The organism is Pedobacter sp. 05L430 (genome assembly GCF_056397585.1).
In genome coordinates this window covers 1-16,583 of record NZ_JBFTNT010000072.1, presented here as the reverse complement: position 1 = coordinate 16,583, position 16,583 = coordinate 1, and the positions used below count along the sequence as shown (strand labels likewise).

The 16,583-nt window shown below is 41.8% G+C and carries 11 protein-coding genes; 3 read left to right on the top strand and 8 right to left on the bottom strand.

The annotated features are described in order from the left end of the window. Positions 1 to 3,384: reverse transcriptase domain-containing protein (locus AC1DG9_RS12435; RefSeq protein WP_477634699.1), on the bottom strand; the 3,384-nt coding region annotated here is incomplete at its 3' end. A 262-nt stretch (positions 3,385 to 3,646) separates the two neighbouring features. On the opposite strand from AC1DG9_RS12435, the gene AC1DG9_RS12430 reads away from it, so the two are divergent. Next, positions 3,647 to 4,726, top strand: a complete 1,080-nt coding sequence (locus tag AC1DG9_RS12430) for a DUF4238 domain-containing protein (RefSeq protein ID WP_337715274.1) — start codon at positions 3,647 to 3,649, stop codon at positions 4,724 to 4,726. Between the two features lies 1 nt (position 4,727). Here the strand turns inward: AC1DG9_RS12430 and AC1DG9_RS12425 are convergent, their stop codons facing one another. The 6 genes from AC1DG9_RS12425 to AC1DG9_RS12400 all read right to left on the bottom strand — a co-directional run bounded on the left by AC1DG9_RS12425 (position 4,728) and on the right by AC1DG9_RS12400 (position 12,669). Continuing rightward, complete coding sequence (locus AC1DG9_RS12425; RefSeq protein WP_337715276.1) at positions 4,728 to 5,210, bottom strand: hypothetical protein; 483 nt, start codon at positions 5,208 to 5,210, stop codon at positions 4,728 to 4,730. 28 nt (positions 5,211 to 5,238) lie between these two features. Beyond that, complete coding sequence (locus tag AC1DG9_RS12420) at positions 5,239 to 5,901, bottom strand: AbiV family abortive infection protein (protein ID WP_337715278.1); 663 nt, start codon at positions 5,899 to 5,901, stop codon at positions 5,239 to 5,241. A gap of 74 nt (positions 5,902 to 5,975) precedes the next feature. Further along, a complete protein-coding gene (locus AC1DG9_RS12415; RefSeq protein ID WP_477634698.1) occupies positions 5,976 to 9,755 on the bottom strand; it encodes an SEC-C metal-binding domain-containing protein in 3,780 nt (1,259 codons plus the stop codon). Between the two features lie 12 nt (positions 9,756 to 9,767). Continuing rightward, entirely contained in the window at positions 9,768 to 10,904 is a 1,137-nt protein-coding gene (locus tag AC1DG9_RS12410) for a hypothetical protein (protein ID WP_337715281.1), read from the bottom strand. Between the two features lie 8 nt (positions 10,905 to 10,912). Further along, positions 10,913 to 12,079: an AlbA family DNA-binding domain-containing protein gene (locus AC1DG9_RS12405; RefSeq protein WP_337715283.1), complete on the bottom strand. Its 1,167-nt coding sequence runs from the start codon at positions 12,077 to 12,079 to the stop codon at positions 10,913 to 10,915. An 86-nt stretch (positions 12,080 to 12,165) separates the two neighbouring features. Continuing rightward, on the bottom strand, positions 12,166 to 12,669 hold the full coding sequence (locus AC1DG9_RS12400; RefSeq protein WP_337715285.1) for a hypothetical protein: 504 nt from the start codon (positions 12,667 to 12,669) through the stop codon (positions 12,166 to 12,168). 173 nt (positions 12,670 to 12,842) lie between these two features. Between AC1DG9_RS12400 and AC1DG9_RS12395 the strand changes: the two genes are divergently transcribed. Then, a complete protein-coding gene (locus AC1DG9_RS12395) occupies positions 12,843 to 13,574 on the top strand; it encodes a TIR domain-containing protein (protein WP_477634697.1) in 732 nt (243 codons plus the stop codon). Positions 13,575 to 13,580: 6 nt separating this feature from the next. Beyond that, the gene (locus tag AC1DG9_RS12390; protein WP_337715290.1) at positions 13,581 to 14,216 is read left to right on the top strand and encodes a ribonuclease H family protein; all 636 of its coding nucleotides are present in this window, start codon (positions 13,581 to 13,583) and stop codon (positions 14,214 to 14,216) included. A 266-nt stretch (positions 14,217 to 14,482) separates the two neighbouring features. On the opposite strand, the gene AC1DG9_RS12385 is transcribed toward AC1DG9_RS12390, so the two are convergent. Beyond that, entirely contained in the window at positions 14,483 to 16,036 is a 1,554-nt protein-coding gene (locus tag AC1DG9_RS12385) for a P-loop NTPase family protein (protein WP_477611742.1), read from the bottom strand. Positions 16,037 to 16,583 lie beyond the last annotated feature (547 nt).

Genomic DNA, 16,583 nt, shown 5'->3' with positions numbered 1-16,583 from the left:
TTGTAGCAGATCCCAAATTTGATTGGGAGACAAGGTTTGGGTACTTAAAAAATCATTCAGGCTTTGATACTCAGCTGGAACAATTGTGGCCATTAAAAGAAATCCCTCTTGCGTATTGATGGAAGTAAGGGATTGTAAAGTCAAGGAATGGGCCATCAGCGCATTCATAGCTTTAAGATAATCAGACACACTTTTACCTACCTTCATCAATTCATTATCATTGAGCTGTTCATGAAACAATGCCTTCCCGTCAGTATTACTCCCAAAATGAATGTATCTGTAGAATGGAAAAACAAGTTCTCCCAGAACAACCCCGGGGAGGCAAGGTTCAGTCTCTAACTGATATTTGATCGGATCATGCTCTTCAACGTTCCCAGGATTCGGAAGCGAAGTGTTTGCAGCAAGTAATCTGCCTGAACTGGCAAACAAGAATAATTCCCGGTAAAGTAACGTTTGATTTTCCCCAGAAAGAAACGTCAGCATTTGCTGTATTTTTACAGGGGCGTCCTGATCAGCGAAAATAAATTCGACAGTCTTTTCTGCAATGTAGTAACTGGATTTCTTTTTATCCTCGTCATTGAGTATTTCAAACAATTGTACTCCAGCAGCATTCTGGAACAAAATCGCCTTAAGTACAACTCTTGGCAAACATAAAATTGCAAAAGGAAGGATCTGAATTGCTTTAATTAGCTCCTGAAATATTCCACCGGAAGAAAAACGGAGCAAAGATCCCATCAACTCTATCTCAAACAAAGTTTCTGGCAGCGCTCTCGCCAAATAGGTCTCATTAACTAATTCCTGTCGGTCAAGCCAGGCTACCACACGCATTCTCAAAAATATCCCGGAACCGACTCCAATAGCCTTAAATTTGTTAATATTTTCTTCGTCTAATCGAAGTTCCTGTATTCTGATTAATGTATTTATCGCCGCAGCCGCAGCAACGGGAGCTGACCCATCAGCAGCCAATTGAATCAAAAGCTGGATAATTTCTTCACTAAGGTTTTGTAACTGAGACACCTCATACAATTTGCCTGCTTCTTGGGCAACAATAATCTTAAAATATTCATCTGTCCTATTGTCAAGCAATCCTTTAAACAACTGCCAGTTTGTTTTTTCAGGCTCGCTACAGGATTTGATCAGGGAGCTTACCGCAATGCAGGTAGCACTGTGTTTTGGTCTGTCTTCTTCCAGCAGGAAAGTAGCAATTTTGAAAACCTTATTTTCCAGTTCCGCATTTCTTAGGTGCTGCGAAAAACGTACATAAAAGCCCAGGGATTTTGTTAATGTACGGATATCCTGGTCTACGTTCCCGGCAACCTTATTCAAAGTCTCAAACAATTCTTCCTGTTCTTCCCTATTAAGGTCGGCTGTTGAAACGTTTGACCTTACAAAATCATACCGGATTTTATCCAAAAAATTATGTAGCTTCTCACTTTTGGTTACCGGATGTGGCCCTTCCTTTTTATCCAGGTTAAGGTTTAACCCGTACTCCTGGTTAAGAGCTTGTTCATATTCGGCAAGTGCGCCCTCAGCCATTTCAACATTTTCAAACAAGATCGCCAGATCGTCAACATATCGAACGAAGTCTATGCTATTTTCAGCAAGCCAGTAATCAAGTTCATTTAAATACAAATTTGCCAATAAAGCAGAAAGTGCTGGTCCTTGCGGTATTCCAACCGTTCTTCGATGACCTTCATACTCATGCTCGACGCGATCAAATGGAGCTTCAATATATTGTTGGATCAAATCTAAAATTACCTGGTCTTCTACGAACTGTCGAAGCAGGTTCATGAGCTTATCATGCCTGATAAATTCGTAAAACTTAGTTATATCCAGGAGCAAGTAATGATTGTGTGGTTCAAATAACGAGAAACTACTCTTTTTAAATTCTCTAATCCCATTCTGGATTTTCCAGTCCTGAAAAATCTGATTGTCCGATTTAGGTGAAATCGCCAGTCTGTTACCAAGTGAACGCTTATGAAACCGGGAATCAATTTTTGGGCCTACCACATTAAGTATTGCCATTTCAACAACCGCTTCACGAGGGCTTACAGAACAAAATGGGCGCAACGAAGTGTTTAATTTATCTTTTGGAATTTCTACCAGCAGAAAGTTGTTGTGTCTCCACTTACCTTCTAGTAGTTGCCGGCGTAGCATCACAAGATTATTCCAAAGATCAGATTCAAACAGGTCAAAGTTCATTTTATCTTGAAATACGTCACGTTCAACGACCTGCTGTTTCGCCTTTTTCCAGGCTAAAGATAAGTTTCTGAGCGATGCAACCTCCTGAATCGTGCCCTGAGTGACTTGATCTGTTTTTAAATCGATAGATGCAGTGTTAAGATCTGAAAACCAAACAGGTGAGGGATATTTGCCCGACAGTGCAGCCTCTTCCAGGGTTGAATTACACCATCCTTTACAAATACCATACTCTGTACTCTGCAGTTTTTTACAAGAGATTGAACAGGGATCAATCGTCGCGAGCTGCATGCTAGACTTCTCTAAGTCATAATTTTCGCAGGACGACAAAATTCCATGCAGGACTGGTTCACCATCCTGAAAGTTTTTCAAAAGTGCGGCCAATGCAAAGCGTTCATGGTGTTTCAAGTTCCTTTCATTCTTCGCCTTTACTGCAAGGCTATTAATTGCAGGGCAGCGTGAAATCAACTCCCCCACCTCACCGAGATTTTGCGGAATAACACCTTCATGTTTGAGTTTTTGACCTCTTTTTATAGCCTGTATCTCTTTTTCGCCTATGATAGCACCCAATCTAGCATTGGCTTCTTCAATCGCGCTTTCCGGTACAAACTCAACTAAGTCCAGGTGATCCAAAACCTGACTTAGAGTGATTCTTTCCAGCGATCCAGGGTGCAGAAAAACACTTCGGGAATTATTATATTTTCGATGCACACCCAATGGTAATCTGACCAGGGACTTACTAAAACCTTTTCTTCCATGAGATCCCTTAGGTGGAAAAATTTCAAGATCAGGATATCCGGCACCTTGCCGAATTTCATTTAAAAACCCCACCACTTTAAGCCCCGGCATAGGTTGCTCTAGAAACATCCAAATGTGATATCCCCTACCACCGGTATCTTCTATCAGTAAGCAATTCTCTGATAAATTATAAGAGGTAGTTATATAATCCATCAAGCTGCGCACCACCGGAAGAAATTTATCTCTTTTCACCTCTTCCCGAAGATTTGCACTGTCAGGAATATCCATTTTAGGAATATCTATATCCAGACAAAACGTAGAACAATAAGAGTTTTGATCCAAAAGATATATCGCATTACTTACACTTCCACTTAGATGATTGGCCAGATCATTTAAATTTAAGGGGCCGGAATGCGAATCTACGTAGGCATTTTGCGTCTGCCTCATTACCCGTCTGTTATCGCCTTTGAATAACGTTAATAATTTATCACTTATAGTTGAAAGCATGAGTCTGTTTGGTTGCTATAAAATTAAACTATTTTATGTTATGTATGCAAATACCATATTTTGAATGACTTTCGTTAATTTCGTGTTATGTACAGAAGCATTGAATACTTCATTAAGGATTTGGAGGCTGAATCGATGGAACGGCTAACAGTGATGCGCGGAAATGAAATGCTGGTCCCAGCATAATGTTATAATCTGACCCGTGGCTCTCAAGAAAAAACAACATTTCGTGTCCCAGTTCCTGATCAAGAAATTTGCCATCGACCAGGAGCGCAAATTTGTACACCTGTACAACAGGAAAACCGATACGGTCGTCAACCATGCGCTGATCAAAACTCAGGCGCAGGAAAATTACTATTACGGAAATGATCTCACCTTTGAAGAATTCTTGAGTGTTACGGAGGAAAGGGCAGCACCGGTAATCGCAGAAATCTTGGAAAGCGGTTTGATCCCAAAGATCGGCGATAAACGATACAGCTACCTGTTACATTTTGTCATGCTATACCACTCCAGGACAAAAGCGCAGGTAGACCATACTGAAGAAAACCTGAATGCTACGCTCAAAGCCTTATCGAAATACGATTCGAGTTTGCAGCAGCTCAACTTGGATGAACTCAGGCTCAAGCATCCTGAACCGGCAGCTTTTAACTTGGCTTGCTTTATGGATGATTGGGTAGTGACTGCAGATCTCCACGCCTTTCTGTTGACCAATCATACCGGGAAAGATTTCTTCCTATCAGATAATCCCCTGATCACATTTAACCCGTTCATGCAAAAGCGAAAATACTACTGGGCCGCCAACAGCCATTTGAGCAAGGGCCTAATCCTGCTATTCCCGCTTTCTCCTGATCATTACCTGATGCTGATCGATCCTTATAGCTACGATGTCAAATGCACTGCTGAAAACCGGATTCATGTGGACAAAGCTTCAGACCTTTACAACATCAACTTATTGCAATCGGTTTCTGCCGATAAAAACCTGTACTACCGGATCGCCCAGGAAGAAGCCTATATAAAAAGCCTGGCCATGGAAGGTTTAAGGAACAAAAAATCCAAACTCATCAGTGAACTCGTCCCATGTCCGGGAAAACCTGAAGCCAAATGCCTTTTCAGTTATCATCTGGCACACACCTTAAACCTTTCTTTTTCTTTTATCCGCGAAAGCGAGGAAGCAAAAGCTTATGATGTCACTAAGCAGCGGGATCACCCAAGGAACCAGGAAATCGTAGACTGGATGAAACAGGTAAGACTAAAAAGAAAACAGGATGTGGCAGATAGCTAACCTACCGCTTCATCACTACTACCTGGTATAGGTTATTCAAATTTAGATTCACTCCGTTCAAAGGTTTATACGTTTTCACCTCATAGCCGGAAAAACGGTACCGGTAGCCAATTTCGCTGGTACCTGTATCAAATTTCACAGGCTTTGCCTGCTTTTTCAGCTCCGACAGCACACGCTCCCAGCTTGTTTTGTCTGCGGTGGCAAAGGTAATATTGGAATAACTGCCAAGCTGGTTCACGTGCAGCCAGTGCTTTGGTTTTTTCGGCGTGAGCATCGTGTTGGAAATGTATATGCCGTTGAACTTTCTGTGGTAGCCCATTGCGCTTAATTTAGTTTCAATGAGAGATGTTTGGTCGATGTTAGCCAAGAACTGCTGAAGGTCTTTAAAGCCCATTGGTTTTTCTGATTGTGCCAGTGTATTCGTTGAGATTACAAACAAGAGGAGTACTACGTTAAGAAACAGTTTTGTCATTCTATTCATCATTAGATATGTTTTTTGTAATGGTTTTTATTCAGCCACGCAATAAGCCCAGTAATGAGGCGACAGAAAATGATTCATTCTTTTTTTTCAAGTTGCATTTGAATTTCCAAGATTGCAAGTTTGCTAGCAAAGTATCAGTGAGCAACGCATCCTTACCTGGAATATTAAAATAGAATTCATTGAGCTTAAACTGGTCGAATATGGATTTTAAATAATCCACTAAAAGAGAAATCATTTCCCTTGCGTCCTTATCTTTAATACTCCAGGGCAACGAAACCCGACTATTCACATCTATCCCTCTTTTCATCCTATCAAGTCCCACGTAAATGGATTTTTGCTTTTTAAGTTCAAGGCTCCCACTTTTTATGAACTCAATAAAATCAGGTGCGTAGTCACGCTCCAAGCCCCAGCCGAAAAAAGCACTTTGCTTCTTAGGATGCAAATACAATAGGGACAGCCATTTTTGCTCGAAGGTTTTATCTGGAAAACCAGTATTTGTAATCGATGCATAGTAATAATGTTCAACCCAGTAAGACTTACTAAACTCTTCCAGCGCAAGTACAGAGAGTTGAAATGCCGATGGGTATGAGCCGTTGTTATACAGCAATGAAGCATCCAACAATAACCGGGCACCATTCTTAAATGACTCAATCGAAATTTTTTTGAACTTATACTTGGAGAGTTTATCGCGCATACATGGCAATTTAATCTAATTTCATTATAAAATTCTTCCAATCGGAGCTAAATCCGTTTTTTAAATCCCTAAAACTATAGAGAAATAAACACTTTATCACTTTTAAGATCAGCAACTGCATAAACCGGAAGCGGCGTATCCTTAATGTACCGGGTGGGAAGGATATGTTTGGTCAGCACGAAGGACTTTATCCTGTAATCGTCAGAAAGCCCCAGCTTTTGTCTCACCACTGTACTGTTTTCTTTTAGCCACAAGTCTCTTTGGACATGTTTCTCTATCATCCCCGGCTTGCCCTTCAGCCCGATATAATTACTGATCTCAGTGTAGATATCGTAAGCAATCTTCGCCTGAGAAGTATTTTTGCATTCAATCGCGTAAAGCACCTGGTTTTTATGGTCTAGGCAAAGGATGTCCACATCTCCTTTATCCACCTGGGCAGGAAAGAAACCCCTGGGCTTGATTTTTACCTCAAAGCCCACCACCTCAAAATCCGTGTGTTCTACCAGCCATTTGCACACGAAATTCCTGAAGTTCGTTCCTTTGATGTGGTTGCGCTCTGCCAAAAGGTTATTGATCTTCAAATGATTTACGGCAACTTTCAGCGTTCCGTCCATAAAACGGGATAAAATATTTTCAGCCGCAGTCATCAGGTGTCTGGCACTGATCAGGTAATATGTCTTACCCAGTCTTTCGATTTTCAGGAGCGGCCGGAGCATGTACGATATCCGCCGGTTATACCGCCATGGATAGGTTTCATGGATGTCCTTAGGATCGATATTCATTACGCCAGCCCTATTCACAAAAGTAAGCAACTGTAAAAAAGCCAGGGTTTCAGCCTCCGGCTGGGCTGTCCGGTCCGCAAATAATTTTAACAAGTCTTCTTCAGTGATCATCAGAACAGATTTTTCTAGGGCATATAGCTCCAAGCACAGAAACTTAGCTGAACCCAGYATATCCCATAAAGTGATCCCCCACTCTTCCATGAAAATATCATCGACCCGGTCATAATAAGGGTCATCACCGCGCTTCGCTTTCGGCTTTCTGGGTTCCTCATTAAAGTAACGGCCAAAGGAAGACTTATTTTCCTCATATTCTTCCCGGTGAATGTCCTGCTGAAAACTCGTCATGGAGGCATCATTGAAAGTACGGTCAATACCAATCCTTCCTGAAGCAAGCATCCCCATGTTGGGGTCAGCGATTCCAAAACGGATCATATCAGACAATGCGCCGTAATTGATCAGCTCGGACATATGCGCCAGCATCAAATCTGCATCTGCATCATTGACCGGCTCCATTCCAGTGGACTTCTCGCAGGCCACAAACTCAATCAGCGTCCTCATCGAAAGATTTGCCGTGACCATATCCGCTTCCTTTTTACTGAACTCGACAAATACATCGTAATAATGTCCAAAACAGGCCTCCAGTGCCGGGTAAGACAGTTTTCCCATTGCCCTGGACTGGATCATGCTTTCATGCCGCTGCATGAGCAAGACCAGCAAGTCGGCGGTCGGAAAACGCGAAATCAACTCAATCAGCCGGTCAAAATGAACCTTCACCAAATCGTTGAGCAAGGTTGTTTTTTCTTTAGCTGTAGCAATCTTCTCCGGAATAGATATATTATATTTCAACCAAGTTACCTGTTTACTCAGCACATAGGAAATATCCGCCAGAGGTATAGACCGCGGCTTTTCTATGTCTATATTGGAAAATACCGGGTGCTGGGTAGAGTCACTGATCAGGATCATCTTTTGCATCCCTTGAGGCATACACATGCTCAACAGTTCATCGAGTTCCACAGCCGTTATTTTTCGTCCCGCACCTGTCAATTCTATAAAGTCTCCAATCGCATCAATCAGACCTGTCATTAAGAATTTCTCTCCCCCATTGCCGGCATTGGTCAGGTGGCTGACCAGCTGTACTGGTACGCTCAGTTCTATACCTCGGCTTTCAGGAACCAGTTTGCTGGTAAACTTAAATTCCTCTGTACTGCCTTCCAGATCCCAGGTTTGCTGATCTTTAAAATCCTTATCCATCATCAATGTAATCACCAGGGGTTCCGTTCCTAACTGATCAAGATAGGTTTGAAGATAAGAATGGCAGTGGTTCAGCCAGTAAAGGACTCCATTCATATAGACACTTGCTGTAAAATCCCTCAGTGTGTCACTCTGCACCCATATCGGGCAACTGTACCGCAGCAGGCAGTGTCGGAAATAACCTTTTTTGACTTCATCTGAGAGGTATACAGGCATGTGTTCTTCCTGTTTATGGCAGCTAACTTGTATTGTGCCCCTTTCGGCTGGAAAAGGGATACCAATGCGGTCTTCTTTAAGTTTGGCAGCCCGGTTGACATTTCCCTCAATCTCAAATTCGAAAAATAAGCCATTCATTGGGGCGCGGTCAGATTCAAAATTCCACTCATGGTTGTCTTTATACCATTTGAAACGGGATAAATGGGAGTTACTGGGCATAAATTGAACCTGGTGTTTGGTGTCTTCGATGTGCCGGGCATATTTCCAAAGGGTCAGGGTATCGAATTCCCAGTGTACTCGCAGTACATTCAGTTCTTTCATGGTCAGTACCAACTGATAATTCATGCCACGGAATTTGCCCGTATCAATCCTTCCTGCTTCAAATATATCTGCTTTGTTGTATAAAACCAGCAGCAATAGTTTGCTCCTGCTGTACTGCGCTTTGAGCTCGGCGCACCGATCTGATGCCTGCCGGGTAATGAGCATGCTTAGTGCGTCGATATCAGTTTGGTACTTTCTTTTTCCAGAAGGAATAGGGGTAACATGGAATACATAGACCAGTTTATCCGAATCACACTGGTAAAGGCCTTCGCTGAATATAGCCCGGCCCGAATGCTGTGGCTCATGGAATGTATACTTGATCCGCTCCCACCCCATACTTCTGAACCGGGTGTCAGCTTCAGTCATGGAGTGTTCGGCCTGAATACCACTGAAATCCAATAATTGACCTCCGCTTTTTAATTTCTCCAGAATGAAATCGTTCAGGGCACCTAATTGTGCACTTGGCATCGCTAGAATGTAAGTTTCTTCCAGCAGCACAAATGGCTTCTGCAACAGCGGATTATCATCCAAGTTCTTGATTCCGATCCGTTTTCCTTTAAAAGGGTAAACAAAGGCATCGATCACCTGCTCCGGCACTATCAGATGTTCACAAATCCGGCTGAGTTCTTGCTGGCTGAAGGCCACCAGTTTCTGCTGATCCTTCATCTCCTTAGCATCAGGCAAGTACAGTTCATCGGGTAGGTCTGGTATCGCCATGCGCCGGGAGTGCCCCAACTTGAATGCAATTTCCTGATGGATGTATAACATAAACAATATCCCCTCATAAATCTCTTTCCTCAGGGACAGACGCAAGCTCTGCATTGCCGCCATTGCATTGACCTGGCTTTGCAGGATCTCCTKGGCCTCTATAAAAATTCCGGGATAGACGGTATTGTTCCCATTGACAAACAGGATGTTTTCGGTGAAAAAGTCTTCCACCGGATCTTCATGCACGTGCCGTGGGCAAAATTTTAATATATCTGCCTTTAATGTATGGTAATCCAGTTTTTCGGATTTATTGTATTGGTTGAGTGCAGAGATCACCAATGATTCCAGCCTGATGTTTTTACCGTGGTTTTCAGGTTGCAGTTGCATGACTGAAAAGATTTGCAGCAATTCTGCTGTATTGTACTTCCGGGTAAAGTTCTCATAATTTGGCAGTTCAGGGCTGTAAGCATGGGATGGTAAAATGCTTTCTTCCGCCTGTTCTTTGTGGATACAGCATTTTTTGTATTTCTTGCCGCTACCGCAATAACAAGGGTCGTTTCTATTTAGTTTTGTCATGGAGTGAGCAAGCTAAGGATTTGATTGAGCCTGTTTAACCAGCATTTTTTTTGCATTTTTATAAAAGGTAGAGATCCGTCCTCCAGGCTCGATATGGATGGTATAAAAATCTCCTTCAAAGTAAACACTCTCCCGTCCGTACCTGCTGTACTCAACCCCAGGATTTTTCTCGAAGAATTCCTGCACTTCCTCGTCAATACTAAGGATCATTTCTGTCATCACCAGAAGGACGTCAGACTCCTCCCATTGAGAATCATCTTTATGCTGAAAATGGCCATTGAACTTCAACTCTTTGACATGGCGCATGTAGATGTGCAGGTAACCTTCAAGATCCAGGTATACAGGAATTTTTCCCATTGCATTTAAGCGCCTTTCCTTGAATTTCTCGACTTTATACATCAGCTTGGCCAGCTGGTTAATATCATGCCTACCCAATCTAACGAAGCTGCTGCCCGCTTCCTTCAGGTATTGGTCCAGAACATTCTTTTTGGCATTGATGCGATCCTGAATGAGCTGGGCAGCGTCAAGGTTTTCTTCGTCAGTGAGCTCCTCGCTACGAACAATTTTGATCTGTAAGAAATGAAAACGTATTTCCGGCCTGAAGCTATCTCTGACACCCTTCATCTCTAAAAGCTCTTCCTCAGTGAGTTCATTGGGTTCAAAATAGTATTTCTGGGCTAAATAAGATTCACGTTCTTTAGGAGTCAAGCCTATGCCCTCCCTAACCATTTTTGCATTAAAACCATACATCCACTCTAAATCACCACCATTGGCCTTCGGTTTGGCATCAATCTCTATTTTCTTTATGGTGCGGGTATCCTGTGAATGATATGTATTGACTGGATCTGCTACAAAATAACTGATGTCTAAAATATCATCCGAGCAAATTCCGGTTTTTAACAACTCTTGTTCAACCTTCTTGTCAAAAGTCAGCAGGTCTTTTGCCTTCAAATATCCGTTTCGGCTAAAGGGTTTGGTTTTCACTGCCTCATCCATTTCTTGCCGCTCATATTGGTTATATACAAAAACAACGGATAAACTCAGCCCATAATTTTGGTAGGCCTCACTGCCAGGAATAAATGTAAGGTGTGCGGTTTTATCCTTTTTGCCCACCAACTCATAAATCTCTTCTGAAGTATATTTTTCCATAAGCAAGATTAAATGAAGTTGATATCATAAATCCATTTTCCCTGATCTGAAAAATGATAGCATTTGGTAAAATTAAAAGCATTCCAGACTTCATCAAACAAAGGCTGCAATAGCTCAGGAACGTTTTGATCAAAATCACTGATCCGGAGCACAGGGAACTCCAGAACATCCCTATCCAAGTTATTTTGCTCATTAAGTCCGTATAAAACCTTTTCTGAATAAAGGTGATACCCCCTTACACCGGAAAGCACTAGCCTTATATATACAGGTAATTGCACCTCCAATCCTTTTAAAAATTTAAGGTAGTTCATCAGTTCCCGCATTACATAACCTTCCAGAAGCCGAGCGTTGAGCATGTCTTGTCGATATAAAATCGTATGGTTTAGTGTTTCCATTATGCCATTCTTATACACCTGCAGGTAATTGGGCGCAAAACTAAATCCAGGCATATTGACAGCAATTCTTACTCCTTCGAAGTTTGCCTTCGGTGTGCGGCTTCCACCACCCAAAGGCGCCAGATCAAACGCTCCATATTGAGCATCCAGTATAGGGTAACGAACGTCCGGGTTTGAGACTGAACCGGGAATCATTTGCAAAACCGCAACCGGTAGCTCTTTGAATGTAGCGTCGTTTAGCATGCGTTCCAAATGTTGCTCAGAAAGTTTGTTTACCATTGTTCGCAGCTCATTTTTCTGTCTCAACATGGCTTCGATCTCCTGAATATCCAGTTGATATTTACGATTGGAGGTCCTGGAATAACAAACTTTGCTCTTATCGATCTGGACCTGGTGAGGCTTGTCAGCACTTTCTTTGACGGCAATCATCAGCAGATAATTTCCGGTATCCAATTTCCATATCCGGATCTCCACTGGCATTCTCGGACTAATGCTGTCCAGGATCAGGCTGTCTATCTGCCTGAGGGTTTGATCGAGATTGTCAATAGGAAAGCCGTCAGCCGAAGTAGGCACGCCCTTAGTCTCCCCTATCCCATAAATGATGATTCCTCCTTTGCAGTTCGCAAAGGACGAAACGTCCTGCAAGAATTCCTTCTTCTCGCTTGCAATTTTTAACGACAATAAACTTTTGTATTCCAGGTTTTGGTCTTCAGGCACCTGATTTGTCACCAAGGCAATTAGATCTTCTACAGTGATTTGAGCTGGCTTGGGTAATTTCATATCCATTAAATGCTTTAATTATGTCTCATTTTACTAAGCAACTATCAGACAGCGTGTTAAAAACTGAAAGACAGCGCATGATCAATTTATTTGCGGAACTTGATGTGATGCTCCAGACTGAAACTGGGCACCTCCTTTAGAATCTGGTCAACATGCGACTTGGATAGCCATATGTTTCTTGTGAACTCAAAATAATCTGCGTCACCATGGAGGTAATAATACCAGTAATATCTTCCACCACCTGAATTCTGTGCAGAAATGGTGTTGTGAATAAGCTCATTGGACACCACCACCCAAGTGCTCCTTTCTTCATGAACAAACTCAGTCGCATCGATGTCTTTTAATATTACCGTCTGAAAGATGGGATTCTCCAAACCAATCTGGTCAGGTGCTAAAAACTTGAGAGCGTAGGTCTGATCAGCCTTTTGTTCGTACCGCACTGTCTGCTCAGCCATTTTAAATTTAACTGAATAATTATGTTTTGGAACATCTGAAGGAAGAAGTTCGCGCCCTTCTGCGCTGAGTGGCGTTCCATCCTCGTCCTCATGCCATTCGGGGTTTCTGACTTTAATGCTAATGACTATATCCATGGTTTAATTGGTTGGCCTTAAAGATAATTTTTTATTTTTGGATGCCCTATGTCAAACCCAATCCCCTTTGAAACGACAATTACCTAATCCGTTCGTTTTGGGCGCATATGGACCCGTTATCAGACAACCACTGTAATCCTTTAATTACTATATTAGCCTAAACTAAATATCTAATGGCAAAATTTAAAGGCGGGCTCTCAGCGCTGCAATCTCTCCTAGGAGAACATAAAATTGATGGTACATGGTCTGAAATTCCTAATGGCTATAAATTCATTACCCCTGATGGTGCAGTTTTATCACTATATAATACAGAAACCATATTAAGTCAGGGTAAAGGAACTTCAAAAGGAAAAATCGACGCCTTAATCAGAAATCCGGSAGCTGGAGAGGCTAAGTTGATCCCGACTGAAAGCAAACCAGAAGTTGCAAAATCACCACAACTGTTTGTAGTGTATGGTCATGATCAAACCAGCCGTGATCAGTTGGAACTTATCCTCAGCAAATTAGGAATAGAACCTTTTATACTAGCAAAATCAAGTGGAGAAGGATTGACAATCATTGAGGCCTTAGAAAGGCATCTGGGCACAGAAGGGACGGCAAACGTTGGCATCGTTTTATTGACACCTGATGATTTGGGATATGCAAAAAGAGATGGGGAGGGAGCCATCAAAGAGCGGGCAAGGCAAAATGTCATTCTTGAAATGGGCATGTTAATTTCAAAATTAGGGCGGCAGAACACCTTGATTCTTGTGAAAGGCCGATTAGAAAGACCTTCCGATACAGATGGGATTATCTACCACTCCTTTACTGACCATGTAAAAGAAGTTGGCCTCGCACTTGTGGAGAGACTGGAGAGATCAGGATTTCCAATCGATCATAAACGTGCACTGGATGCTATAAGATAGTGTACGATGGCAAAAGAAAAGCAAAAGTATTATACGGTATGGGTAGGTCGTAAGCCAGGCGTGTACCTCTCATGGGAAGATTGTAAAGCACAGATACATCAATTTGAAGGTGCGGTATATAAAAGCTTTTCCAGCTTAAACCAAGCTAAGGAAGCATTTGCGAGAGATAGTGCAACATTCATTGGTAAGACCAAAGGCCCAAATCATTCTTCAGATCTTTCCAAACATTCAGCTCTTCCGGAAGAGAATAGCCTTTGCGTGGACGGAGCCTGGAACACAAAGACCAATGCGATGGAATATCAAGGCGTCCTTTTTCCTGATGGCGAAAGAGCTTTTCACGCAGGACCATTTCTTACCGGGACTAATAATATCGCCGAATTTCTGGGTATTGTACATGCACTGACCTATTGCAAAGAGCATCCTGAAATTACACTTATCTATTCGGATAGCCAGACCGCAATAACTTGGGTAAAAAACAAAATGGCTAAAACTAAAATCGCCACAACTGATATAAACTTGCCCATTATCGCTATAGTACGCAGAGCTGAAAACTGGCTCGTGAATAATAGCTATGCTACCAAAATAAAAAAGTGGCAAACCAAGGAATGGGGCGAGAACCCAGCTGATTTCGGCAGGAAATAGATATTACCAGCACACCAATCCAACGTGTTGATGCAGTACCTACGAATTTTGAATATAGACTCGATGAAACTTTCCAAATTCGTGCAGGTCATCCCGGTTTTTTCTTAAAACTGCTACAAAATAACCTGAGTGGAAAATCCAAAATGATTAACTCCTCTTTGCCAATTTCAAAAACTAAGATAACAACTTGATATCTAACAGAAAAAGGGGGTATCCTAATTTTGGCAAGTGGGGTCAGTATACCTTGGTTTATCCAATTATTCATCCTAATCGGAAATATTGAGTTGGAATATCTCTTTTAGGTCATAATAGATTTGCTCTTGGGGCAGAGTGAATGCCCCAAATTTATCAATGGCATACTGGTCAAAGCTGGTCATCGATCTGATCAGGTTCTGCGAAGTACCGTCTTTTTTAAACCGTTGCTTTTCGCGCTTCAGGAAATAGTGGTACTCGTTGATAAGTTTTTTAAGCATCGTCTTGTCCTTGGACAGCAACGAAATATTATCCACGAAGAAATCAGCCTGGATCATCGTTAGCGGCATTACCTTTTTAAAATCTGCCTCGAACTTCGAAAATACCTCATCTGCCTTTTGGCCGACATAATCATTGATCCCATAGGTGGCCGCCTTCGGGTCGGTGCAAATAATGACCGGATAGATATTGAGTTTATGAGAACTATTGCGGATCTGCAATAGCTTTTTATCGTCCTGTTTGATGTAAGTTATATACCTATCAAGTTGTGATATCCCCTTTTTGCCTTCCACATAATTTTTATCTACATGCTTTTGGAGTTCTTCAGCACTTTGCTCATCAAAAATACGATAGTGCTGTGCCACCGATTTTATCTCAAAGACAAAGACTTCAGTCTCATTAACAATTAGGGTAAAGTCAGCCAAAAAAATATCGTCGGATTCAAGCAGCCTTACCCCTTGCTTCTCCAACGACCTCAATAGGGTTCCCATGAGAAACTCTTCATAGTACTTCTTGCCAAAATGCGCTAGCAGTCCATTCATATTCTTAAAACCTGCTAATTTCTGATAATTGGTTTTATAAAACAGCAGGTACATAAACGCACGTTCGGAAATCAGGGAAAAGTTACGATGGTCAATAACGTATATGGTACCTGCTGAAGTTTCAAAGAACGGCTTTGACAGCATCATCCCCATGTTGAAATTCTCTTCGCTCGCCACCTTTTTATTAATAAGTAGTTCCATTGGTTCCAGATAGGACAGCGAGGAATCCTGCCGTTGAAGCTGAGGAACCAATGCCCCACTCCTTTCCAGGAAATCGAAGATGTGCCTTAGGGACATGATGAAAAAATAAATGGTTTCAAGACCTGTCCTTTCTCTAAAGCTTTTTTGTAGCGCTATGAAATCAGCGCCCAGTGATTTTTGCAAGAAATCCAACATCAAGAGGTGCTTGATCAAGCCAGTCCGGACAAAATCAACTTTGGATACACGGCTTACACCCTGCATCATCACCAGTGTCCACATCAATTCATGGTTCGTAAAAGATCTGTCCAAGATCCCGTTATCGTAATAGTGCTCATTATAACTGAGCAGTACGTCAAATATGCGCTGCTCGTACTGCCCGTCATTGAGTTCCCTGGTAATCTGGTTGTCCTTGAGACTTTTAAATAGATCCAGCACAATCTTATCGATCACAGCGGATTGAACAAAAGTAAAGCTGTGACCACTTCCAAGAAATGCTTTGAGTCTTCTGGCCTTTTCTGGTGGAAGGTTTCCGATGATATTTTCTACGGCCCCATCTTTTTGATGCTGGTACCGGTTCCTGTCCAAAGAGTTCCTAAGTCCTATCATAGTTAGGACCACCATTTCAAGATCATATCCTTTGATTATCTCTAGTGGTTCTTTTGGAGTTTGATGACCCGGATAAAAGGTGCTGTAGTCGAGAACAGGTGTCAGTCTTTTCATCTTGATTAGAATTTTAGGCCATCTTTAACCTTTTAATTTCATTTAAACTTAAAGAAATAAAAATTTAACCATACCCTCACTCACCTTATCCATCACTTGCCGTCGGCTAGTAAGTTGTTGCAATTAGGATTATTGTTACCCCTGCTTCATTGGTTCAGCAAAGATGATTTTCAGATTTTCGAAATAAATTCTCATGTATCCGTAATCATCTGGGATTTTTATTTAGGTTTTCTTAAGTTCAGGGAACTGGTTTATAAATAGCTAAAAACAACTGTACATCAGTCAAATAGCTCATCGAACTGGGTGCCATTTTTAAATAGTTAAAGTTTTGGAAATCCTAACAATAATCCACTAACCTATACATGAAGTGAAGTATTATATGTAATTTTACTGATCGCAAATAACAATAATTTTATTCACCAGTGTATAGAGG